The organism is Paenarthrobacter sp. NPDC057355, assembly GCF_042667405.1.
In the GTDB taxonomy this organism is placed as follows: domain Bacteria; phylum Actinomycetota; class Actinomycetes; order Actinomycetales; family Micrococcaceae; genus Arthrobacter.
Genome location: NZ_JBHVAL010000001.1, coordinates 335,270 through 353,443, shown reverse-complemented (window position 1 = coordinate 353,443; position 18,174 = coordinate 335,270). Strand labels below are relative to the sequence as shown.

The following is an 18,174-nucleotide window of genomic DNA, read 5'->3' as shown; positions in this document are numbered from 1 at the left end:
GGCCCTTGCTTGTGCGCGCCGGCCGGATATTGTGGAGGGCGCCGGCTGCTGCGAGGGACGGGTAGTGGCCGGGACTGTAACCGAGTACCCAAGCTTCCGAACCAAGTAGCTGACACGAAACGGGCGATCCAAAGCGAGTATCTACCACGGTTGTCCCGACTTTTCCGGGCGGATTGAATGGGACAAACGCGTTGGAACTACTCGATGGAATATCTAGTGAGCACTCTCAAACTGGCCAACTATCTGGGCCCTGGGGTACCCGAAACGACGCCTGCACCCCGCGGTCCAAAACTTCGAATATGTATGTTCGGACCATTATCGGTCCATCGCGGAGACACCGAACTGAGTGCCAACGACCTCGGCGGGCCGAAACCCCGGCAGGTCCTGGAAATTCTTCTCCTTAACTTCGGCGCGGCAGTCTCGAAGGCCCGCCTCATGGATCTGCTGTGGGAGGGCAACCAGCCAGCTGTCGCCCTGCCTACACTCGAAAGCTATGTCAGTGTCCTGCGCCGACATCTGCAGCCCGGCACCGGCCGGTCCGGCCCCGTTCGTACTGTCACCGGCGGGTACGCCATCGACACAACCATGGTGGACCTGGACGTGGACCGCTTTGGAACCCTGACCAAACAGGCCGTTCAAGCTCCACCGGGACGGGCGCTCGCGCTGCTCACAGAAGCACTCGAGCTCGCGTCGGCACCTCTGCTCGGCGACGAACTCCTGCCTGCTTGGGCGGAGGATGAACGCGCACTGCACGCAACGCGCGTCGCGGCCGCAAAAGTCAAGGCTGCCGAGCTTGCCCTCGCCCAGGGGGAACTGGGCCAGGCAATAGTTATGAGCGAGTCTGTCACGAGGCTGGATCCCCTCAATGAGCGGGCCTGGACCACCCTGATCATCGGACTCGAACGCAACGGAGATGTGGTTGGGGCCCTTACGGCCTATGACCGCTGTCGGAAAGTCATGGCCAACGAACTGGGCTGCACGCCGAACAAGGCTCTGACAGAGGCTCAAGCCAGGCTGCTGGCGCGAACGGCCGCCAGGAACGACCCGGCAGTCCCGAATCCGCTGGCCTCCGAGGCTGCCAACCAGCAACCGGCCCTGCCCGACACCGATCGCCTGCGGATACTCATCGTCGATGACCACACGACCTTCTCCGACCTTCTGGCAGGCGCGCTGGACAGGGAACCGGATTTGCGGAGCGTAGGGGCCGCCAAGTCCGCTGCCGAGGCGGTGGCGATGTACCAAAATACCCGACCTGACGTGGTGCTCATGGACCTCTACCTCACTGACGGTTCGGGGCTGACCGCAGCCGAACGCATCCTCGCCCTTGATCCTGGAACGCGGATCGTTATGCTGACGGGCAATCCGTCCCAGGATGCCCTGCGCGAGGCGGCGGGCATGGGAATCTGCGCCTTCCTGCCAAAGGACGGATCCCTTGGAGTCATGCTGGATACCCTCAGGCACGCGCGGACCGGGAACATGATTGTCCACCCTTCATTGGTAGCCGGGCTGGGCAGCAGCCCGGCGTCACCTCGGCGCCCGGGTCACTGACCGGGAAACTGCAGCGTGGAACGGCAACTATACAAACAAGAACCCAGCACCGCTGCACGCAGGGAAGTCCAGGCAGCAGTAGCGCGATTCCTCACCGCAGGTTTTGTGGCGCTCATCCTGGTTGCAACGCCCGTCATCTTCTGGATCCGCGCCGAGGCAGAACAACACGCGCTCGCAAACGCCCGGGACATGACACAACGCTTGGCCGACAACGTCGTCGGCCCCCTCATCACAACAGAACTCCTGGCCCGGGACCACGCCGCCCTGGAACTGCTCGAACAGCGGTTGGCCCCTTGGCTGGCCACCGGAACGGTCACCAGGATCAAAGTATGGGACGAACACGGCACGGTGGTCTACTCGGATATGGATTCATTGATCGGACAGCAGTTCGAGCAGGAAGAATGGGCCCGGAAACTCCTGCAGGGCGGACCCGCAACAGCAACCCTGGAAAACCAAACCGAGCAGGAGAACCTCTACGAATCCGCCTCAGGGGAACTGGTGGAAGTTTACGTCCGGTCACGTTCGGTCAGCGGCGCACCGATGATCTTTGAAACCTACTCCTCCGGTGAAAACGTCCGCCGCGAGCAGCATGCGGTACTGATGAGCATGATCCCTCCGATGATCCTGTCCCTGGCCGTACTTCAGCTGGCCCAGCTCTTTCCGGCCGTCCGGCTGGCCCGCAGAATACAGAAACACCAGGCCGCAAAGCACGCCCTGCTTCAATACGCCATCGAAGCCTCCGACCAGGAGCGGCGACGGGTCGCGGGCGAACTACACGACGACGTCATCCAAGACCTCTCGGGGTTGGCGTACGCCCTGGAATCCGAGGAGCGCCGGGGACCGCCGGACCTGAGACCCGTCTTCAGCAACGCCCGGTTGATGCTCCAAAACACCGTACGGACACTGCGGGCCATGACCAACGAACTCTATCCTCCCGACCTGCAGCGCCTGGGCCTGCGGAGTTCCCTCACACAGCTCACGGCTCCACTGGTGGCCAGGGGCATCACCCTCACCATGGATCTCCCCGAACAACTGATCGCAGACAGGGAACGGGCCGTTTTGATGTACCGGGTGGTCCGGGAGGCCTTGGTAAACGCGACCAAGCATTCCTCGGCGACATCCATCCATGTGCGGATCAGCCAATCCGATCGAGTCACAAAGATCACAGTCAGCGACAACGGCCACGGCTTTGAACCGAACGTGGAGGGCTACGAAGGCCACTACGGTCTAAGGATTCTCGGCGATACAATCAAGCACGCCGGCGGCACCCTCGATGTCAGATCCTCCCCAGGTGCCGGAACCATCATCCATGTGACTTTGGCCGGCCCGTCACAGCCTGGCACCAACAACGGCCGGGCCGCCCGCCGGAACCAACGCAAACAACTGCTGGACAGAGCACCAGGCTGATGAATCGCCATGCCGGTGAGCGGGACAGCGTTCACGCTGGGCCCCCTCTCGGCTTCATATCAGCCCTTCAGTGCATCTTCAAGCCAGGACCTCAGCACAGGGGCCGGAGCGGCACCGGCCTGCCTCGCCACGATCTTGCCGTCGACGATGACCATCAACGTTGGCACGGCCTGAATGGCAAACCTCGCGGAAAGTTGCGGCGAGCGGTCCACATCGACCTTGACCAGTTTGATTTGCCCCGCGCGTTCGTGCGCCAACTGGTCCAGCACCGGGCTCACCATACGGCAGGGCCCGCACCACACTGCCCAAAAGTCCACCATGACCGGAACGCCGGAACGCTCGGCGATGTCGCCGAAGTCATCGTCTCCCGCTTCAACCACCCACGGAAGGTCGCGGTGGCAATGTCCGCATCGCGGCCGGCCCTCGGCTATAGCGGGGACGCGGTTCGATTTGCCGCAATGGGGACATTTGATGATGGCGTTTTTCATGGTGTTCCGGCTTTCTCCAGCTCCGTTGCGCTGTAGTCAACCACCAGCTCTCCGCCGGACGCGGTCACCGTGACAACCCCGCCCTCCGCAATGCTGCCACGGAGCAGGGCGCGGCCCACCTGGGTTTCCACCACATGGGAAATATAGCGGCGCAGGGGGCGCGCTCCGTAGACTGGATCGAAGCCGCGTTCGGCGATGAGAACGCGCGCTTCCTCGGTCAGGTGCAGCTCAATTTGCTGCTCGGACAGCCGTTGCCGGAGCTGTTGGAACTGCAGGTCGACGATACGCTCGATCTGCGGAAGCCCCAAGGGCGCAAACAGGACAGTATCGTCGACTCGGTTGAGGAACTCGGGACGGAAATGGGCCCGGAGCTCTCCCATCACCAGGCCGCGGGCAGCCTCCGTGATCGCCCCACCCTCCGCGGAACCCTCCAAAAGATACTGCGAGCCGATGTTGGAGGTCATAATGATCACTGTATTGCGGAAATCGACGGTCCTCCCCTGCGAATCCGTAATCCGCCCATCGTCGAGGACCTGGAGCAAGGTGTTGAAAATGTCCGGGTGGGCCTTTTCCACCTCATCGAACAGCACCACCGAATATGGCTTCCGCCGCACGGCTTCGGTGAGCTGTCCGCCTTCGTCGTAACCGATATAGCCGGGAGGCGCCCCCAGCAGGCGGCTCACGGTGTGGCGCTCCTGGTACTCGCTCATGTCCAGCCGGATCATTGCGTTCTCGCTGTCGAAGAGCGCCGCAGCCAGTGCCTTGGCGAGCTCGGTCTTTCCGACGCCGGTGGGACCGAGGAAGATAAAGGAGCCTATGGGCCGACGAGGATCCCGGATACCGGAGCGGGCACGGATGATGGCGTCCGACACCGCACTGATGGCTTCTTCCTGTCCCACGACACGGCCTCGCAGGATTTCGTCCAAGTGCAGGACTTTTTCGCGCTCGCCCTGCTTCAGGCGTGCGACCGGAATACCCGTCCACGCGGCCACGATGTCAGCGATCTCGTCCTCCGTCACGACCTCACGGAGCAGGCGCTTTTCACCCTGTTTCGTGATCAGCCGTTCCTCCTCGGAAGCCAGCCGCCGTTCCAGGTCCGCCAGCTTGCCATAGCGTAGCTCCGCCGCCCGGTTCAGGTCGTAGTTCCGCTCGGCTTCCTCGGCCGCCTGGCGTAGCTGCTCCAATTCACTGCGGATGTCCTGCAACTTATGAATCGCTTGGCGCTCCGCTTCCCATTGGGCCCTTTTCGCATCTGCCTTGGCCCGCAGGTCCGCCAGTTCACGCCTCAACTCTTCCAACCGGGTCTTGCTTGCTGGATCGGTCTCCTTGGAGAGTGCTGCCTCTTCGATCTCGAGCCGCGTGACTTTCCGGGTGAGTTCATCCAGTTCCGCGGGCATCGAGTCGATTTCTGTCCGAAGCCGGGCGCATGCCTCGTCCACAAGGTCGATGGCCTTGTCCGGAAGGAACCGATCAGTGATGTAGCGATGGGAAAGGGTGGCCGCCGCCACAAGAGCACTGTCCTGGATCCGAACACCATGGAAGACCTCCAACCGCTCCCGCAGCCCGCGAAGAATGGAAATGGCATCCTCCACGTCCGGTTCCTCAACGATGACCGGCTGAAAGCGACGTTCCAGGGCCGCATCCGCCTCGATATGCTTCCGATATTCATCGAGGGTCGTAGCGCCGATCATATGCAGTTCGCCGCGGGCCAGCATAGGCTTGAGCATATTGCCGGCATCCATGGATCCCTCGGATGCACCTGCACCGACGACGGTGTGCAACTCGTCAACAAAGAGCAGGATCCTGCCTTCCGCGGCCAGAACCTCGGCCAGAACCGCCTTCAACCGCTCCTCGAATTCACCCCGGTACTTGGCGCCCGCCACGAGAGCGCTCAAGTCGAGCGAGAAGATGGTCTTGTTTTTCAGCCCTTCAGGCACGTCCTGCCGCACGATCCGCTGCGCCAGGCCCTCCACGATGGCGGTCTTGCCCACTCCAGGCTCCCCGATAAGCACCGGATTGTTTTTGGTCTTGCGTGAAAGTATCTGCACTACCCGTCGGATTTCCGAGTCACGCCCGATAACCGGATCCAGCTTTCCTGTGCGGGCGTCCGCCACCAGATCACGGCCGTACTTCTCCAGCGCCTCGTAGGTCTGTTCCGGGGTTGCCGAAGTGACGCGTTGGTTTCCCCGTACTTGCGTCAGTGCCGACAGAAACGCCTCGCGGGTTATGCGGTGATCAGCCAGCACCCTTCCTGCTGCAGTCGACCGTCCCTCCTCCGCCAAGGCAACCAAAAGGTGCTCCACTGAGACGTACTCGTCTTTGAGCCGCTTGGCCTCCCGTTCAGCTGCGTCCAGGAGTGCCCCGAGCCTGCGACTCACGTACACTTGGCCCGGTGCCGCCCCGGGGCCCGTCACCTTTGGTTTGCGTCTCAACTCTGCTTCCGCAGCAGCCGTCAGCTCATCCAAGTCCACCTGCATGCCCGTCAATAGACGCGGGACCAGGCCATCCTCCTGCTCCAGCAGGGCCACAAGCAGGTGTTCGCCGTCGGTTTCAGTGTGCCCGTTGCGTTGGGCAATGCGTTGGGCCTCCGCCAAGGCCTCCTGCGACTTCTGCGTCAAGCTCTCCATGTTCACGGTGAGACCGTCCCTTCCACCTGCGATATTTCAACCAGTCGTCGTTCAAGCGAATCGACCCGCACCAGAAGATCGAGTACCAGCGGGATTGCCGCGTAATTCAGCGACAACTCCGAGTGAAGTCTCATCACGCGGGCGATAAGCTCCGGGGCCCGGGGACTGAACCAGGGTCCGCCCGTGGCATCGCCCAGCGGCCGGATGAGGTCCAGGTCGACGAACCGCATGACGACGTCGGGATGGACGCCGCTGCTGCGTGCCACCGCGTCGAGATTCAGGCGCCACGGATAAGCAAGCGGATATGAACGACTCATAGGATGCCCTCCCTCGGGTGAAAATCGGATATGGCACCCAGCTGCTCGTACAGCTTGCGCACCTTGCTGCTCAGCCGCGGCGGTACCATGACGCGGATCTCGGCGTAGAGGTTCCCCGGCTGTCCCTCCGGGTCGGGCATTCCCTGACCCCGAAGCCGAAGTCTGCGCCCGCTGGAGGACCCCTCGGGGACGGTGATGGTCACCGGTCCTGAAGGCGTCTTGACCTTGACCTTGGCCCCAAGGGCAGCTTCCGACGGCGTGACTGGCAGGTCGAAGTGAATGTCCCGGCCCTTGAGCCGGTATGTGGTGTCCGGTTGAATGCGTACTAATAGGGACAGATCTCCCGGCGGGCCCCCTTCACGCCCCGCAGCGCCCTCCCCTGCGAGGCGAATGCGCTGTCCATCCAGCACGCCGGGGGGCACGTCGACGTCGTAATCGCGGGATTTCCCGTCCGGCTTTGCCAAGCGGACCGTGCGCCGACCACCCCGAACCGCTTCTTCAAGGGTGAGCCAGAGTTCGGCTTCGTGGTCAGCGCCTTGAGCCGGTCCCCTTGCCTGTTGTCGGAACCATCCTCCAAGCAGGTCTTCCCAATCGACGTCGCCTCCCATATCCGTGTGCGCGTTGCCGTAGGCACCGCGTCCCGGCCGCGGACCCGGCCGCGGGCCGGATCGCCCACTGCTGCGGCCCGAACGCCCGCCGCCGCCTGCATACTGTCGATAATCGGCTCCGAAGCGGTCATAGCGCGCCTTGGTTTCGGGATTCGACAAGGTGTCGTAGGCCTCCCCGATTTCTTTGAACTTGTCTGCCGCGTCCGGCTCGCGATTAACGTCGGGATGGTATTTCCTGGCCAGTTTCCGGTAAGCACGCTGGATTTCGTCGGGCTTCGCTGTCCGGGGGACCCCCAGAACCGAATAGTAATCCTCAGCCACGATCCGGGGTCACCGCCCGGCTCACCACAACGGCGGCTGGCCGTAGAGTGTTATCCGGACTTCCGTAGCCAGGACGCAGCACCCTCACCAGTGTCCCCGGGGGAACGTCGTCAGTTTCCACCACGCTGACAACCTCATGGACCCGGGGATCGAAAGGCACGTTCGCTGCGTCGATCCGGGGATAGCCCAGACGCGCCAAGGTCTCGACGGCCTGTTTCCGGATCGAATCGATGCCCTCCACAAACGGATCCTCCGCACCCGCAGGCGCGTGCTCGAGCGCCAGTTCCAGATTGTCCAGTACCGGCAGCCACGCCAACGATACCGCTGCGCGTTCCTGCGCCCTTAGCAGCGCGCCGTCCCGGGCAGCGCGCTTTCGAACGTTGTCGGCGTCAGCCAGCGCACGCCGCCACTGGTCCTCCATTTTGGCCAGCGCATCGGCCTGCGCCACCGCTTCGGCTTCCCGTCCATCAGGTGCGGTGGCGTCTGCCACGTCACTTCCATCATGGGCCTGTCCGGCAAGCCCTGCAGGATCGCTCATGGTCGTACCTAGCCACGATCGAATTCTGCATCGATAATGTCATCGTCGTCCACCGCGTTGGAGTCCGCGGATTGCTGGCCGGACACCCCTGCCCCGGGCGAGGCCGCGGACGAAGCCGACGCCGTGAGCGCCGCCTGGAGTTGCTGAAGTTCGGAGACCAGTTCCCTTGCGGTGGCCACCTCCGCCTGATTGCTGACCGCTTCCCGTGCTTGCCCTATCAGCAGTTCAGCGCGGGCCTTGTCGTGCGCCGCGACCGCCTCACCGAGTTCGTTCGCCGTCCGTTCAACACGATAGGCCACCGCATCCAGCTCGTTCAGGGCGTCGATCCGCTCCCGGTTCTGCAAGTCCTCGCTTCTGTGGGATTCAGCCTCGGCAATCATTCGCTCGACCTCGTTGGAGTCCAGGTTGGAGCCTTCGCTGATGGTGATGCCTTGTTCTTTGCCTGTGTCCTTGTCGCGTGCGGTGACGTTCAGGATGCCGTTGGCATCGACGTCGAACGTTACCTCGATCTGCGGTTCGCCGCGGGGCGCAGGGCGGATGTCCGTCAGCTGGAAGCGTCCGAGCACCCGATTGTCTGCTGCCAGTTCCCGCTCTCCCTGCAGGACCACCACGTCCACGGCAGGCTGGTTGTCGTCGGCGGTGGAGAACACTTCGCTTCGCCTGGCGGGGATCGTCGTGTTGCGTTCGATGATCTTCGTCATCACACCCCCGCGGGTTTCGACGCCCAGGGAAAGTGGAACAACATCCAGCAGCAGGACGTCCGAAACCTCGCCCTTAAGCACACCTGCCTGGATCGCGGCGCCGATGGCTACTACTTCATCTGGATTGACGCTCATGTTGGGATCTTTGCCGCCAGTCAGGCGCCGAACGAGGTTCTGAACCGCTGGGATGCGCGTGGAGCCGCCAACCAGAATCACTTCATCAATATCGTTGGCGGTAACCTTGGCATCCGCCATAGCCTGTTTCACCGGATCCATGGTGCGTTCCACCAGGTCATGGGTGATCTCGTCAAAAACGGAGCGGCGAACGGTGGTGGTGAGGTGCTTGGGACCCGTGGCGTCGGCCGTAATAAAGGGCAGGTTCACCTGGGTCTGGGTAACGGAGCTTAGCTCGACTTTGGCCTTCTCCGCCGCCTCAAACAGGCGTTGCAACGCCTGGGCGTCCGACCGGAGGTCGATGCCGGCCTCCTTCTGGAACTCGTCTGCCAGGTAATCGACCAAACGGCGGTCAAAATCGTCGCCACCGAGGTGCGTATCACCCGCCGTCGAGCGGACCTCCACAACTCCGTCGCCCACGTCCAGCAGGCTCACATCAAAGGTTCCCCCACCAAGGTCGAACACCAAGACCGTCTCATGCTGGCGTTTGTCGATGCCGTAGGCAAGAGCCGCAGCCGTGGGTTCATTTATGATGCGCAGGACTTCGAGCCCGGCTATTTTGCCCGCGTCCTTGGTTGCAGTTCGCTGGGCGTCGTTGAAATACGCGGGAACCGTGATGACGGCCTCTGTCACCTTCTCTCCCAACTGCTTGGCAGCGTCCTCAACCAGCTTGCGAAGAACCAGCGCGCTCACTTCTTCCGGCGCTACCTTCTTGCCCTGCACTTGGAAGCGGGCAACACCATTGTCATCAGCTACCACGTCGAAACTCACGGCCCGGGATTCATCCGTGATCTCGTCATAGTGCCGTCCGATGAAACGCTTGGCCGATGTGATGGTCCCCTTGGGGTTGAGAATCGCCTGGCGCCGGGCCAGTTGCCCCACCAGCCGCTCCCCGCTGTCCGTGTACGCCACAACTGAGGGCGTGGTGCGGGCTCCTTCGGCATTAGGTACAACGCGTGCTTCACCGCCTTCCCAAACGGCGATCACTGAGTTGGTTGTTCCAAGATCAATTCCTACTGCTTTGGCCATGACTCGCTCCGGTCCTAGTGGGCGTGACCTGTTCTGTGGCGACGTCCGCCCGAGATTTCACCTCATGATCACCCGCCCTGACTGACACTGAGGCCCGAAGGGCTTGTCATGTGGCCTAATAGGGTCGAGTCTGCCCCGTTCAGGGAAACGGCGGCATGACCTCCCGGGTCCAAATCTGCTCCACGAAACTGACCTACCAGAATAGGTTCCGCAAGCGTAGTGTCGAAGTTACCGGGATCGTTTTGGGGTCTGCTGCCACACACCCCGCACGGACGGGCCCTCACTGCGGACAGAGACGACGGGTCAACTGAATGTTCGATCGACGAAGGGCCGGGGAGATACTTGGCATAGCCGTACGATCTGTTTCCGCACTGGAATTCTGCTTTATAGCAGCTGCGTATCTCGTGGTGGACGGCCACTTGGTTCCGAGCCCGGACCGGGCACCGATAATCCAGGACCATGACGACGTCCACCAACCCGAAGGTACGGATTCTGCGCCGTCCGCCACAGGACCTGCTTGGCGATACGCGCTCTGTGTGCTTGGTGACAGCGGAGAACTGAACGGATGCCTGGTCCTGCATGCCAGCCATGTTCCAACTCCGTCCCAGATGACCACCCTCCGTGCAACGGTACGACGGGCAGCCGCCGATCCAGCCGAGGAGGAGCCAGGAACCTGCCTGAACGGGGACGCCACACTGCAGTCCACTGCAGCTGCGCTTGCCGGGCGATTGCGTACCCTCTCGGCGACGGTGATGCATCTCGAAGCCCGTACGTCGATCCAAAACGCCTTGGATGGCGCCCTCACCGCTCCCTTGGGAAAGATGACGTCGCGGAACTCACTGTTGGCGGAAGTGCTGTCCGTGGTGACAGGGCGCCCTGTCACCGTCGAGGACGCATTCGGAAACATCCACGCTGCGGCGGGGACCAAGTCCGCACGCCCATACCCCCGGTCCAGCGCTGCGGACAGGTCCCGGACGGAGCAACTCTGGCGCGCGTCCGGTTTGCCAGTGCAGGAACCTCGAAGGCTCGTGTCCCTGGTTCTGCCGGACAGGGACCTGCTCGGGGCAATGTGCTTATTGGAGAACGGCTTGCCCTACACTGCGGATGACGTCTTTGCCCTGCAGTATGCAACACGGCTCTTACAGGTGGAGATGTCCCACCGCCGCAGCATGGCGCAACTGGAACTGAAGCTGGGCCGCGACCTGGTGCATGAACTGGTCTCTGGAATGGATCAAGAAACGGCCACCATGCGTGCAGAGGCCTTGGGATACGACGTCCGGGGTCCGCAGCACGTCCTCGTCGCTCAGTGGCAACCGCCCAGGACGGACGATACCGTGACGGTCGCCCTGCGGAGAACGCTGCGCGAACTTCAAATACCTGCACTCGTCTCAGTTCATGCGGACATAACAGTTGCCGTGGTGACCGGCGAACCGCTGGATACAGAACTCTTCGTCGTTGCGGCAAGGACGCTGCGCAGCGCCACCGGAGCCGTGGGCATCGGAGGTCCGAGCAGCGATCTCACGCAGCTGCCCCGCTCGTACGAAGAAGCCCTGCGTGCCCTTCACATCCGTGTACATTCCACCGAGCCGTACGGGCTCACACGGTACGACCAGCTGGGGATCTACCGCATCCTGGACATGCCCGGCAGTGAGACCGACCTTGCAGGTTACGTCGAGGAGTGGCTGGGCGCACTGCTGAGCAACGATGACCGCCGTGGATCTGACCTGGTCCACACGCTTGCGCAATATCTGGATCATGGCGGCAACTATGACGTCACGGCGGCCAGCCTTGCCATTCACCGGAGCACGCTGCGTTACCGGCTCCGGTCCATCAGCCAGATCACGGGTTTTGAACTAGGCGACCCGGAGACGCGCCTCAACCTGCACGTCGCCACCCGTGCCTGGCGCCTGCGATCCGCACGCTCGCGGCGTGGGCATTAAGCAGCGCCCAAAAACTGCAAAGCCAGCGCCGGTCGGCTGACGGTTGACCTGGCGGATTAGAATCCAGGGACTTTTTGGACGCCCGGGGACCATGCGGGCGCTGCGGCGCCGGCGCAGACTTAAGAGGGTAAATCCCTCATTAATCGGCCAGAACGGGCAGCGGGAATCCAATGAGCATGAGTAGACCAGAAGCCGCCGCGGGAACGAAGCCAGGGAGGGCATGGACCGCAGTTCTCGGCGCCGTGTTACTCATCCTCGTATCCTCGTGCACAGGACCTACGCCGACACCCACATCACAGTCCGCCGGCCCGGCGGAATCGGGTGCCACAGGCGACCTTTCCTCGGTGCCGGGGATCGTCCGGGAAGTGGAGCCCTCCGTGGTGACGATCCAGACATCAGGGGGTGTCGGCAGCGGGGTGATCTACCGCAGCGACGGCACCATAGTCACGGATGCCCACGTCGTGGAAGACCAGGACAAGAAGCCGTTTAAGAGCGTCCAGATCCGCTTCGCAGACGGATCCGAGGCGCCTGCCACCGTAGTCGGTGTTGACGACGCAACCGACGTGGCCGTAGTCAAAGCTGATCGGGGGGGCCTCCCAGCCGCCAAATTCTCAACGACCCTTCCCCAAGTTGGGGAACTGGCAGTTGTTATCGGCAGTCCGCTGGGTCTGGAGCAAACCGTTACGGCCGGAATCGTATCCGCACTCCACCGTAATATGCCGCCATCCGAGGAGTCGCCCCAGGGCCTTCTCGACCTCATCCAAACCGATGCCCCCATCTCTCCGGGTAATTCGGGAGGAGCTGTGGTCAATAGCAGTTCGGAGATCATCGGGTTGTCGGAGGCCTACCTCCCACCCAGTTCGGGCGCCGTGTCGATCGGGTTTGTGACCCCCTCGGCCACCGTGATTGACATCGCGGAGCAAATACTGAAAAGCGGATCAGCCAAACACCCTGTCCTTGGGATTGTCCCGACCGACATCTCGTCTGAAACAGCAGACCGTTTTGGCCTTCCCGTGACTTCGGGTGCATTGGTCATCGGAGTTGCTGAAGGCGGGCCGGCGGCCTCGGCGGGGCTGCGGCCGGGAGACATCATCACTCAGTTTGACGGGCAGAAAATCGCCAACGTCACCGACCTCCTTGCCGCCATCCGCAAGAAAGAGCCTGGCCAGCAGGCCGTCGTCGAGTTCCATCGCGGGAAGGAGATGAAGTCAACGACAGCCACTCTGGGAAGCACGGCGCAAGGATAGTCAGCCAAGGAGCCACAATGTATTTCGAAAGTCATGATCCCCACCTCTCACGGATACGTTCGGTGCGGGTGCGCACACCCCAAGGTTGTGAGGAATGCCTGTACTTGGGCACAGCCTGGGTTCATTTGCGCTTGTGCCTCACCTGTGGCCATGTGGGTTGCTGCGATTCCTCACCCATGAGGCACGCCCGGTCCCACGCCACCGAACTGCATCCCATTGTGCGTTCCTTGGAGCCCGGCGAAAACTGGCGTTGGTGCTATCCCCACGAGGCATTCGTTTAGGTGGGGGTGCAACCAGCTGATGGAGCATGAAGCGGACCCGCCCCTGCTCGAAACGCCGGACCCCTTTGGCGCCTATCCCAGGCTGGGCCCGGCCCAAATCCACTTGCTGGGGCGTGCCGGCACCAGACGCGCCACCGCTGCCGGAGAAGTCCTCATTCAGGAGGGCAATTTCGACTCCGATTTCTTCGTCGTGCTGCAGGGCAGGGTACTCGTCATTGAGGGGTTGCGGGCTGTCCCTGACGGACAGCCTGCCGAGGCCGGCAGTGGCTCGCGGATCCTCGAAGTTCATGGTCCCGGACGTTTCCTGGGGGAACTGGGCCTGGTCGAGGGGCAACCGGCCTTTGTCAGCACCGTGGTCGCCGAGCCGGGTGAAGTTCTCCAAATCAGTGGCAACGATTTACGCCGTGTGGTCCTGACGGAGGCCGCAGTGGGTGAGACTATCCTGCACGCATACCTTCAGCGCCGGATCCTCCTGATCAGCGCGGGCGCGGGCATCCGCATAATTGGTTCCCGCTCCAGCCGCGACACCCTTCGCCTCCTGGAATTTGCCGCCGCCAACCGCCTGCCTCACAGGCTTGTCGATGTGAAGAACGACGAGCAGGCGCAGGCAATTCTGGGCCACACGGAGATCCTTGCCAGCGCCCTTCCCGCAGTGGTGCTCAACGCGTCGCGGATCCTTAATAACCCGTCCACCGGAGAATTGGCACTTGCCTTGGGCCTGCGGGCTGCGAAAGAGCATTCGGCCTCCTACGATTTGATGGTCATCGGAGCCGGTCCGGCGGGGCTGGCGGCAGCCGTGTACGCAGCGTCCGACGGCTTGTCGGTGGTCCTCAAGGAAGGCCTGGCGATCGGTGGGCAGGCCGGCACTTCATCAAGGATAGAAAACTTTCTTGGCTTTCCGTCGGGAATTTCCGGTGGTGAACTCACTGAAAGAGCGGTCATCCAGGCCCGAAAGTTCAAGGTCCAGATCAACATCGCCTGCCGGGCTAACTCCATCGCGTTCCGGGACGGTGAGTTCCACGCAGAATTCAACGAGAGCGGTCCCGCCTCCTCCCGGGCCGCGCTTCTGGCAACCGGCGTCCATTACCGCCGCCTGCCAGTGCCCGGGCTGGAGGAATACGAAGGAATCAGTGTCTTCTACGCAGCCACTGTTCATGAGGCCAGGCTCTGCGGATCGCAGCCCGTGGCCGTCGTCGGTGGTGGAAATTCCGCCGGGCAGGCAGCTATGTTCCTGGCGGGCACGGGTGCATCCGTACGGTTGGTGGTTCGTGGCGAGGACCTCCGCGCAGACATGTCGGCCTACCTCGCCGATCGGATCGAAGAGCACCAGGGCGTAGAGGTGCTGCTTGGCGCCAGGATCGTTGGTTTCGCTGGTTCAGGTGTCCTTGAACGGATCGCCGTCGATCTGGGGGCTGCGGGCGGTCAACGTACCTTCGACGCCCGGTACCTCTTCATCTTCATCGGGGCCAAGCCGCACACCGAATGGCTGCAGGGCACTTTGGCCCTGGATGACCACGGCTTTGTCCTCACCGGATCCGACCTCGAAGATTTTCCTCCGGGGTTCAGCCATCCAGGGAGAAGACGGCTGCCCTTGGAAACCAGCGTCCCGGGCATGTTCGCAGCCGGAGACGTTCGGCATGGCTCGGTGAAACGCGTAACAGCTGCCGCCGGCGAAGGCTCAACGGCTGTGGCCATGATCCACGAACACCTGCGCCTCCTTCGGAATGGACCAGCTACCAATCACTGAACCTTAGGAGGCCAGGCGTGTCGGAAAGTCCGGGCGATGCGGCCCCAACAACTGCCCGTACGTTAGGCGTACTCGCCGAACCGGAGGTAACTGCCGAGTTTGCCGGGCGCAACGGCCGCGAAGTGGGACGTCTGCTCAACCTCGCCGATGACCTCCACGAATGGTCCGTGGAGATCGAGTACCAGGATTTCACGGCCGGCGATGGGTTGGCACCGATGCTTGAATCCATGAGGAAGCACCGTGCCCGCCGGGCATGGGACGTCATGGTCTGCCTGACGGACCTTCCGGTTCGTTCCGGGGGACGTACGGTGGTAGTGGAAGTCGCACTTGGAGAGCCAATCTCCCTGGTTTCCCTGCCTGCGCTCGGCGCCTTCAACATCGACCGCAGGGTGCGTTCCGCCGTCGCCGACCTGGGCTGGGCCATGCACCGTCACTTTGACCCCGAGGATGACGCCGGGGAATTTGGTCCGCCCTCGCTGCACGAATCGCGACGTATCGAAACGGCCGTTCCCGACGACGGGCCAATCGGGTTCCGCTACCTCTCGGCCACCCGACTCGGCCGAGGGAGGCTGCTGACAGGCATGCTGCGGGCGAACCGTCCTTGGCGGCTGGTCTTCGGATTAAGGAGTGCCATGGCCGCGGCGATTGCTACAGGCGCCTTCGCGCTCGTTACGAACACTATCTGGCAGCTCGCAGATTTGCTGGGGGCTCTGAGGCTGACGTTCCTGACGGTCCTTGCCATCAGTTTGATGGTGTTCTGGATCATCACCCAACACGACCTCTGGGAAAGCCCCCGGCGCGACGACCTGCTGGAACGATCCAAGGCTTCCCTCTACAACACTGCCACGTTCTGGTCGCTGACGATCGGCGTGGTGATCAGCTACGTGGTGCTTTTCCTGGCCGTGCTGTTGGCTGCCGTGTTCACCATCGACGACGGCCTGCTGGCTTTAACCCTGCAGCACCCCATTTCAGTCTGGGACTTTATGGAAGTGGCATGGATGACCACCTCGGCGGCGCTCATCGGTGGAGCGCTGGGCTCGGGGTTCGAATCAAAAGACGACATCCTCCGAGCGGCTTACGGCCAACGGGAACGTCATCGTCGCCAATCGGTGGAAGCAGACGAGTAGTCCGCATCCATGCAGGCAGTCCCACGCTGGTCCCGCCGCAGGACCCTTTACCCACGGGTTCTTTCCCGTGATGGGCACGGCTACCATTGGCGCTATGTGTGCAAAAGAAGGGCCGGCCTTCCGTGCACCTGCCACCCGCGTCGACGGTCCGGCCTTGGGGCAGCTTTTGTCCCTCCTCGTCGATGGTGTTTCTGCTGAGGAGCTAGAGCCCCGGCTGGCAGGTATGCAGGCGAACAACCTTATCGATCCGATGACAACTGCTGCCGTCCGCAGCCTCAACGCCAGGCTTTGGGAAGCAGGCAGGCGAGAAGGTCTGCTTCGTGTCCTGTACGACACCGCCACGGACCTGACAGGTATCCGCGATGTGGAGGCTGTCCTCAAAGCCATCGTGCGCAGAACCCGCTCCCTCCTGGGCAGCGACATCGCTTACCTAAGCCTGAATGACTACACGACCGGAGAGTCCTACATCCGGGTTACCGACGGCGCCACGACGGCACAGTTCCGCAACATCCGGATGCCACTCGGAGAGGGTGTCCTCGGTGCTGTCGCTACTGGTGAAGCGCCTGCGCAAAGCGCTGATTACCTCGACGACGACACCAAGTCCCACCTTGAATCCAGCGATGCAGCCGTCGCGGCCGAGGGCGTCAAAGCCATCATGGGTGTCCCGTTGAGGGTGGAGGGAAAGGTCATCGGTGCGCTCCTCGTTGCAGACCGCCGCGCTCATACGTTCAGCAGTGACGACGTCGCCTTGATGGAATCCATCGGCACCCACGCAGCTGTCGCACTCGAAAACGCCCGCCATTTCACCGAAATGGCCGATGCCCTCGCCCGCCTGGACCAGGCCCAGCGTCAGAACCTCGCGCATGTCAGTGCACTGGAGGAGCTGGCATCCCTGGACCGGCGTCTGATGGAAACGCTGGCTTCCACGGACAGCCTCCCGGGCTTGCTGCGGCTGCTCGGCGAATCCATGGACAGTGAGGTTTTCGTGGTCTCGCCCACGGGTCAAGCGATGGCGGGACCCGTACCGGGTTCCGACTTTGGCAGCCAGGCCGCGTTGAGCGCTGCCGAGGTCTCTGCTTCGCAGACGCAGCCCGTACCCTTCAATGCCAATGGGCGGGACTACACCGTGATGTCTGCTGTTGCCGGTGATCAGCATCTGGCATCACTGGTGGTTGCAGGGCATCTGACGCAGGAAAGGACCGCCGTGCTTGAACGCAGCGCTTTGGTGCTCAGCGCGGCGCTGCTTTTCGAGCGCACCTACCAGGAAGCCCAGTACCGCCTTCAGCTTGAGTTGATCGATGAACTCCTGAATCCCCGCTCCGAAAATGTCGAAGCCGTGAAGAGAAGGGCAAGCCGGTTCGGTCTGGCCGAGAATCTCCAACTCGTTGTCCGCGTCGTGGGAGTCGGCGACGATCAGCGTCAGCGGGCTTTGGCTGTACTGAGGCGGCATACGGAGGGCCGTCCAGGCATCACAGCACTTCACGAATCGCACTTGTGCATCATTGAACCCCCTGCGCACGCCGCGGAAGGACCCGGTGCGTCGGCTGGGGCGGTCGGTGGCCAGGCAATCGTCGCTGCACTCAAGCGGCAGCGCATCGAAGCCAGCGTGGGCTCATCCGAAGCTGTGACGGGATTCCCGCGGTTGTCGGCAGCCCACGCCGAGGCTCACGCTGTGTTGGGCGCACTGCAGGCGTTGGGACGGCACGGGGAGGCCGCCGACAAAGCCGCGCTCGGCACAGCCGGAATGCTCTTGGGTGCAATGGAGAGCCCCTTTGCCGCCCAATTGCTGGCCGCCCAGCTCGGCCCGCTCCTGGACTATGACACACGGCGCGGCACCCAGCTGGTCCAGACGGCGTGGACTTTCCTGGAAAACGACAGCTCCTTGGCAGCCGCGGCCAGCGCACTTCATATCCATGCCAACACGTTGCGGCAAAGACTGGCCCGGATTGACCACCTACTAGGCGACGACTGGCGCCGGGGTGGTCGCTCATTGGACGTGCACGTCGCACTGCGGCTGTGGCGGCTGCAATCAGCGGGAGTGGGCGGTCGCACGCCCTGAAGCCGGTCGCGGCAC

General features: G+C 62.7%; 14 protein-coding genes. 8 read left to right on the top strand and 6 right to left on the bottom strand.

Features of this window, described 5'->3' with window-relative positions; genetic code table 11:
* Positions 1–303: 303 nt before the first annotated feature.
* The gene (locus ACFUOZ_RS01640) at positions 304–1,548 is read left to right on the top strand and encodes a BTAD domain-containing putative transcriptional regulator (RefSeq protein WP_377544012.1); all 1,245 of its coding nucleotides are present in this window, start codon (positions 304–306) and stop codon (positions 1,546–1,548) included.
* 15 nt (positions 1,549–1,563) lie between these two features.
* A complete protein-coding gene (locus ACFUOZ_RS01635) occupies positions 1,564–2,955 on the top strand; it encodes a sensor histidine kinase (protein WP_377544009.1) in 1,392 nt (463 codons plus the stop codon).
* A 59-nt stretch (positions 2,956–3,014) separates the two neighbouring features.
* On the opposite strand, the gene trxA is transcribed toward ACFUOZ_RS01635, so the two are convergent.
* Genes trxA through dnaK form a run of 6 tightly spaced genes read right to left on the bottom strand, consistent with a single transcriptional unit; the run spans position 3,015 to position 9,758 of the window.
* Positions 3,015–3,443: a thioredoxin gene (trxA, locus tag ACFUOZ_RS01630; protein ID WP_377544007.1), complete on the bottom strand. Its 429-nt coding sequence runs from the start codon at positions 3,441–3,443 to the stop codon at positions 3,015–3,017.
* A complete protein-coding gene (gene clpB / locus ACFUOZ_RS01625) occupies positions 3,440–6,076 on the bottom strand; it encodes an ATP-dependent chaperone ClpB (protein WP_377544005.1) in 2,637 nt (878 codons plus the stop codon). The genes trxA and clpB overlap by 4 nt, the downstream gene beginning before the upstream one ends.
* Positions 6,073–6,387, bottom strand: coding sequence for a chaperone modulator CbpM (locus ACFUOZ_RS01620; RefSeq protein ID WP_377544002.1), 315 nt, complete (start codon positions 6,385–6,387; stop codon positions 6,073–6,075). Before ACFUOZ_RS01620 ends, clpB begins: the two co-directional genes overlap by 4 nt.
* Complete coding sequence (locus tag ACFUOZ_RS01615) at positions 6,384–7,316, bottom strand: DnaJ C-terminal domain-containing protein (protein WP_377544000.1); 933 nt, start codon at positions 7,314–7,316, stop codon at positions 6,384–6,386. Before ACFUOZ_RS01615 ends, ACFUOZ_RS01620 begins: the two co-directional genes overlap by 4 nt.
* Positions 7,309–7,854 carry a nucleotide exchange factor GrpE gene (locus ACFUOZ_RS01610; RefSeq protein WP_377543998.1) on the bottom strand — a complete coding sequence of 182 codons (546 nt, stop codon included), beginning with the start codon at positions 7,852–7,854 and terminating at the stop codon, positions 7,309–7,311. The genes ACFUOZ_RS01615 and ACFUOZ_RS01610 overlap by 8 nt, the downstream gene beginning before the upstream one ends.
* An 8-nt stretch (positions 7,855–7,862) precedes the next feature.
* Positions 7,863–9,758 carry a molecular chaperone DnaK gene (gene dnaK, locus ACFUOZ_RS01605; protein ID WP_377543996.1) on the bottom strand — a complete coding sequence of 632 codons (1,896 nt, stop codon included), beginning with the start codon at positions 9,756–9,758 and terminating at the stop codon, positions 7,863–7,865.
* A 608-nt stretch (positions 9,759–10,366) separates the two neighbouring features.
* Here dnaK and ACFUOZ_RS01600 point away from each other — a divergent pair.
* The 6 genes from ACFUOZ_RS01600 to ACFUOZ_RS01575 all read left to right on the top strand — a co-directional run bounded on the left by ACFUOZ_RS01600 (position 10,367) and on the right by ACFUOZ_RS01575 (position 18,159).
* Positions 10,367–11,698, top strand: a complete 1,332-nt coding sequence (locus ACFUOZ_RS01600) for a PucR family transcriptional regulator (protein WP_377543994.1) — start codon at positions 10,367–10,369, stop codon at positions 11,696–11,698.
* A gap of 176 nt (positions 11,699–11,874) precedes the next feature.
* Positions 11,875–12,945 carry a S1C family serine protease gene (locus tag ACFUOZ_RS01595; protein WP_377543992.1) on the top strand — a complete coding sequence of 357 codons (1,071 nt, stop codon included), beginning with the start codon at positions 11,875–11,877 and terminating at the stop codon, positions 12,943–12,945.
* Between the two features lie 17 nt (positions 12,946–12,962).
* Positions 12,963–13,226, top strand: a complete 264-nt coding sequence (locus ACFUOZ_RS01590) for a UBP-type zinc finger domain-containing protein (RefSeq protein WP_377543990.1) — start codon at positions 12,963–12,965, stop codon at positions 13,224–13,226.
* A gap of 19 nt (positions 13,227–13,245) precedes the next feature.
* Positions 13,246–14,973 (top strand): FAD-dependent oxidoreductase, encoded by a 1,728-nt coding sequence (locus tag ACFUOZ_RS01585; RefSeq protein WP_377543988.1) that lies wholly within the window; start codon positions 13,246–13,248, stop codon positions 14,971–14,973.
* A 17-nt stretch (positions 14,974–14,990) separates the two neighbouring features.
* Positions 14,991–16,100 carry a hypothetical protein gene (locus ACFUOZ_RS01580; protein WP_377543986.1) on the top strand — a complete coding sequence of 370 codons (1,110 nt, stop codon included), beginning with the start codon at positions 14,991–14,993 and terminating at the stop codon, positions 16,098–16,100.
* A gap of 94 nt (positions 16,101–16,194) precedes the next feature.
* The gene (locus ACFUOZ_RS01575) at positions 16,195–18,159 is read left to right on the top strand and encodes a helix-turn-helix domain-containing protein (RefSeq protein ID WP_377543984.1); all 1,965 of its coding nucleotides are present in this window, start codon (positions 16,195–16,197) and stop codon (positions 18,157–18,159) included.
* Positions 18,160–18,174: the final 15 nt, after the last annotated feature.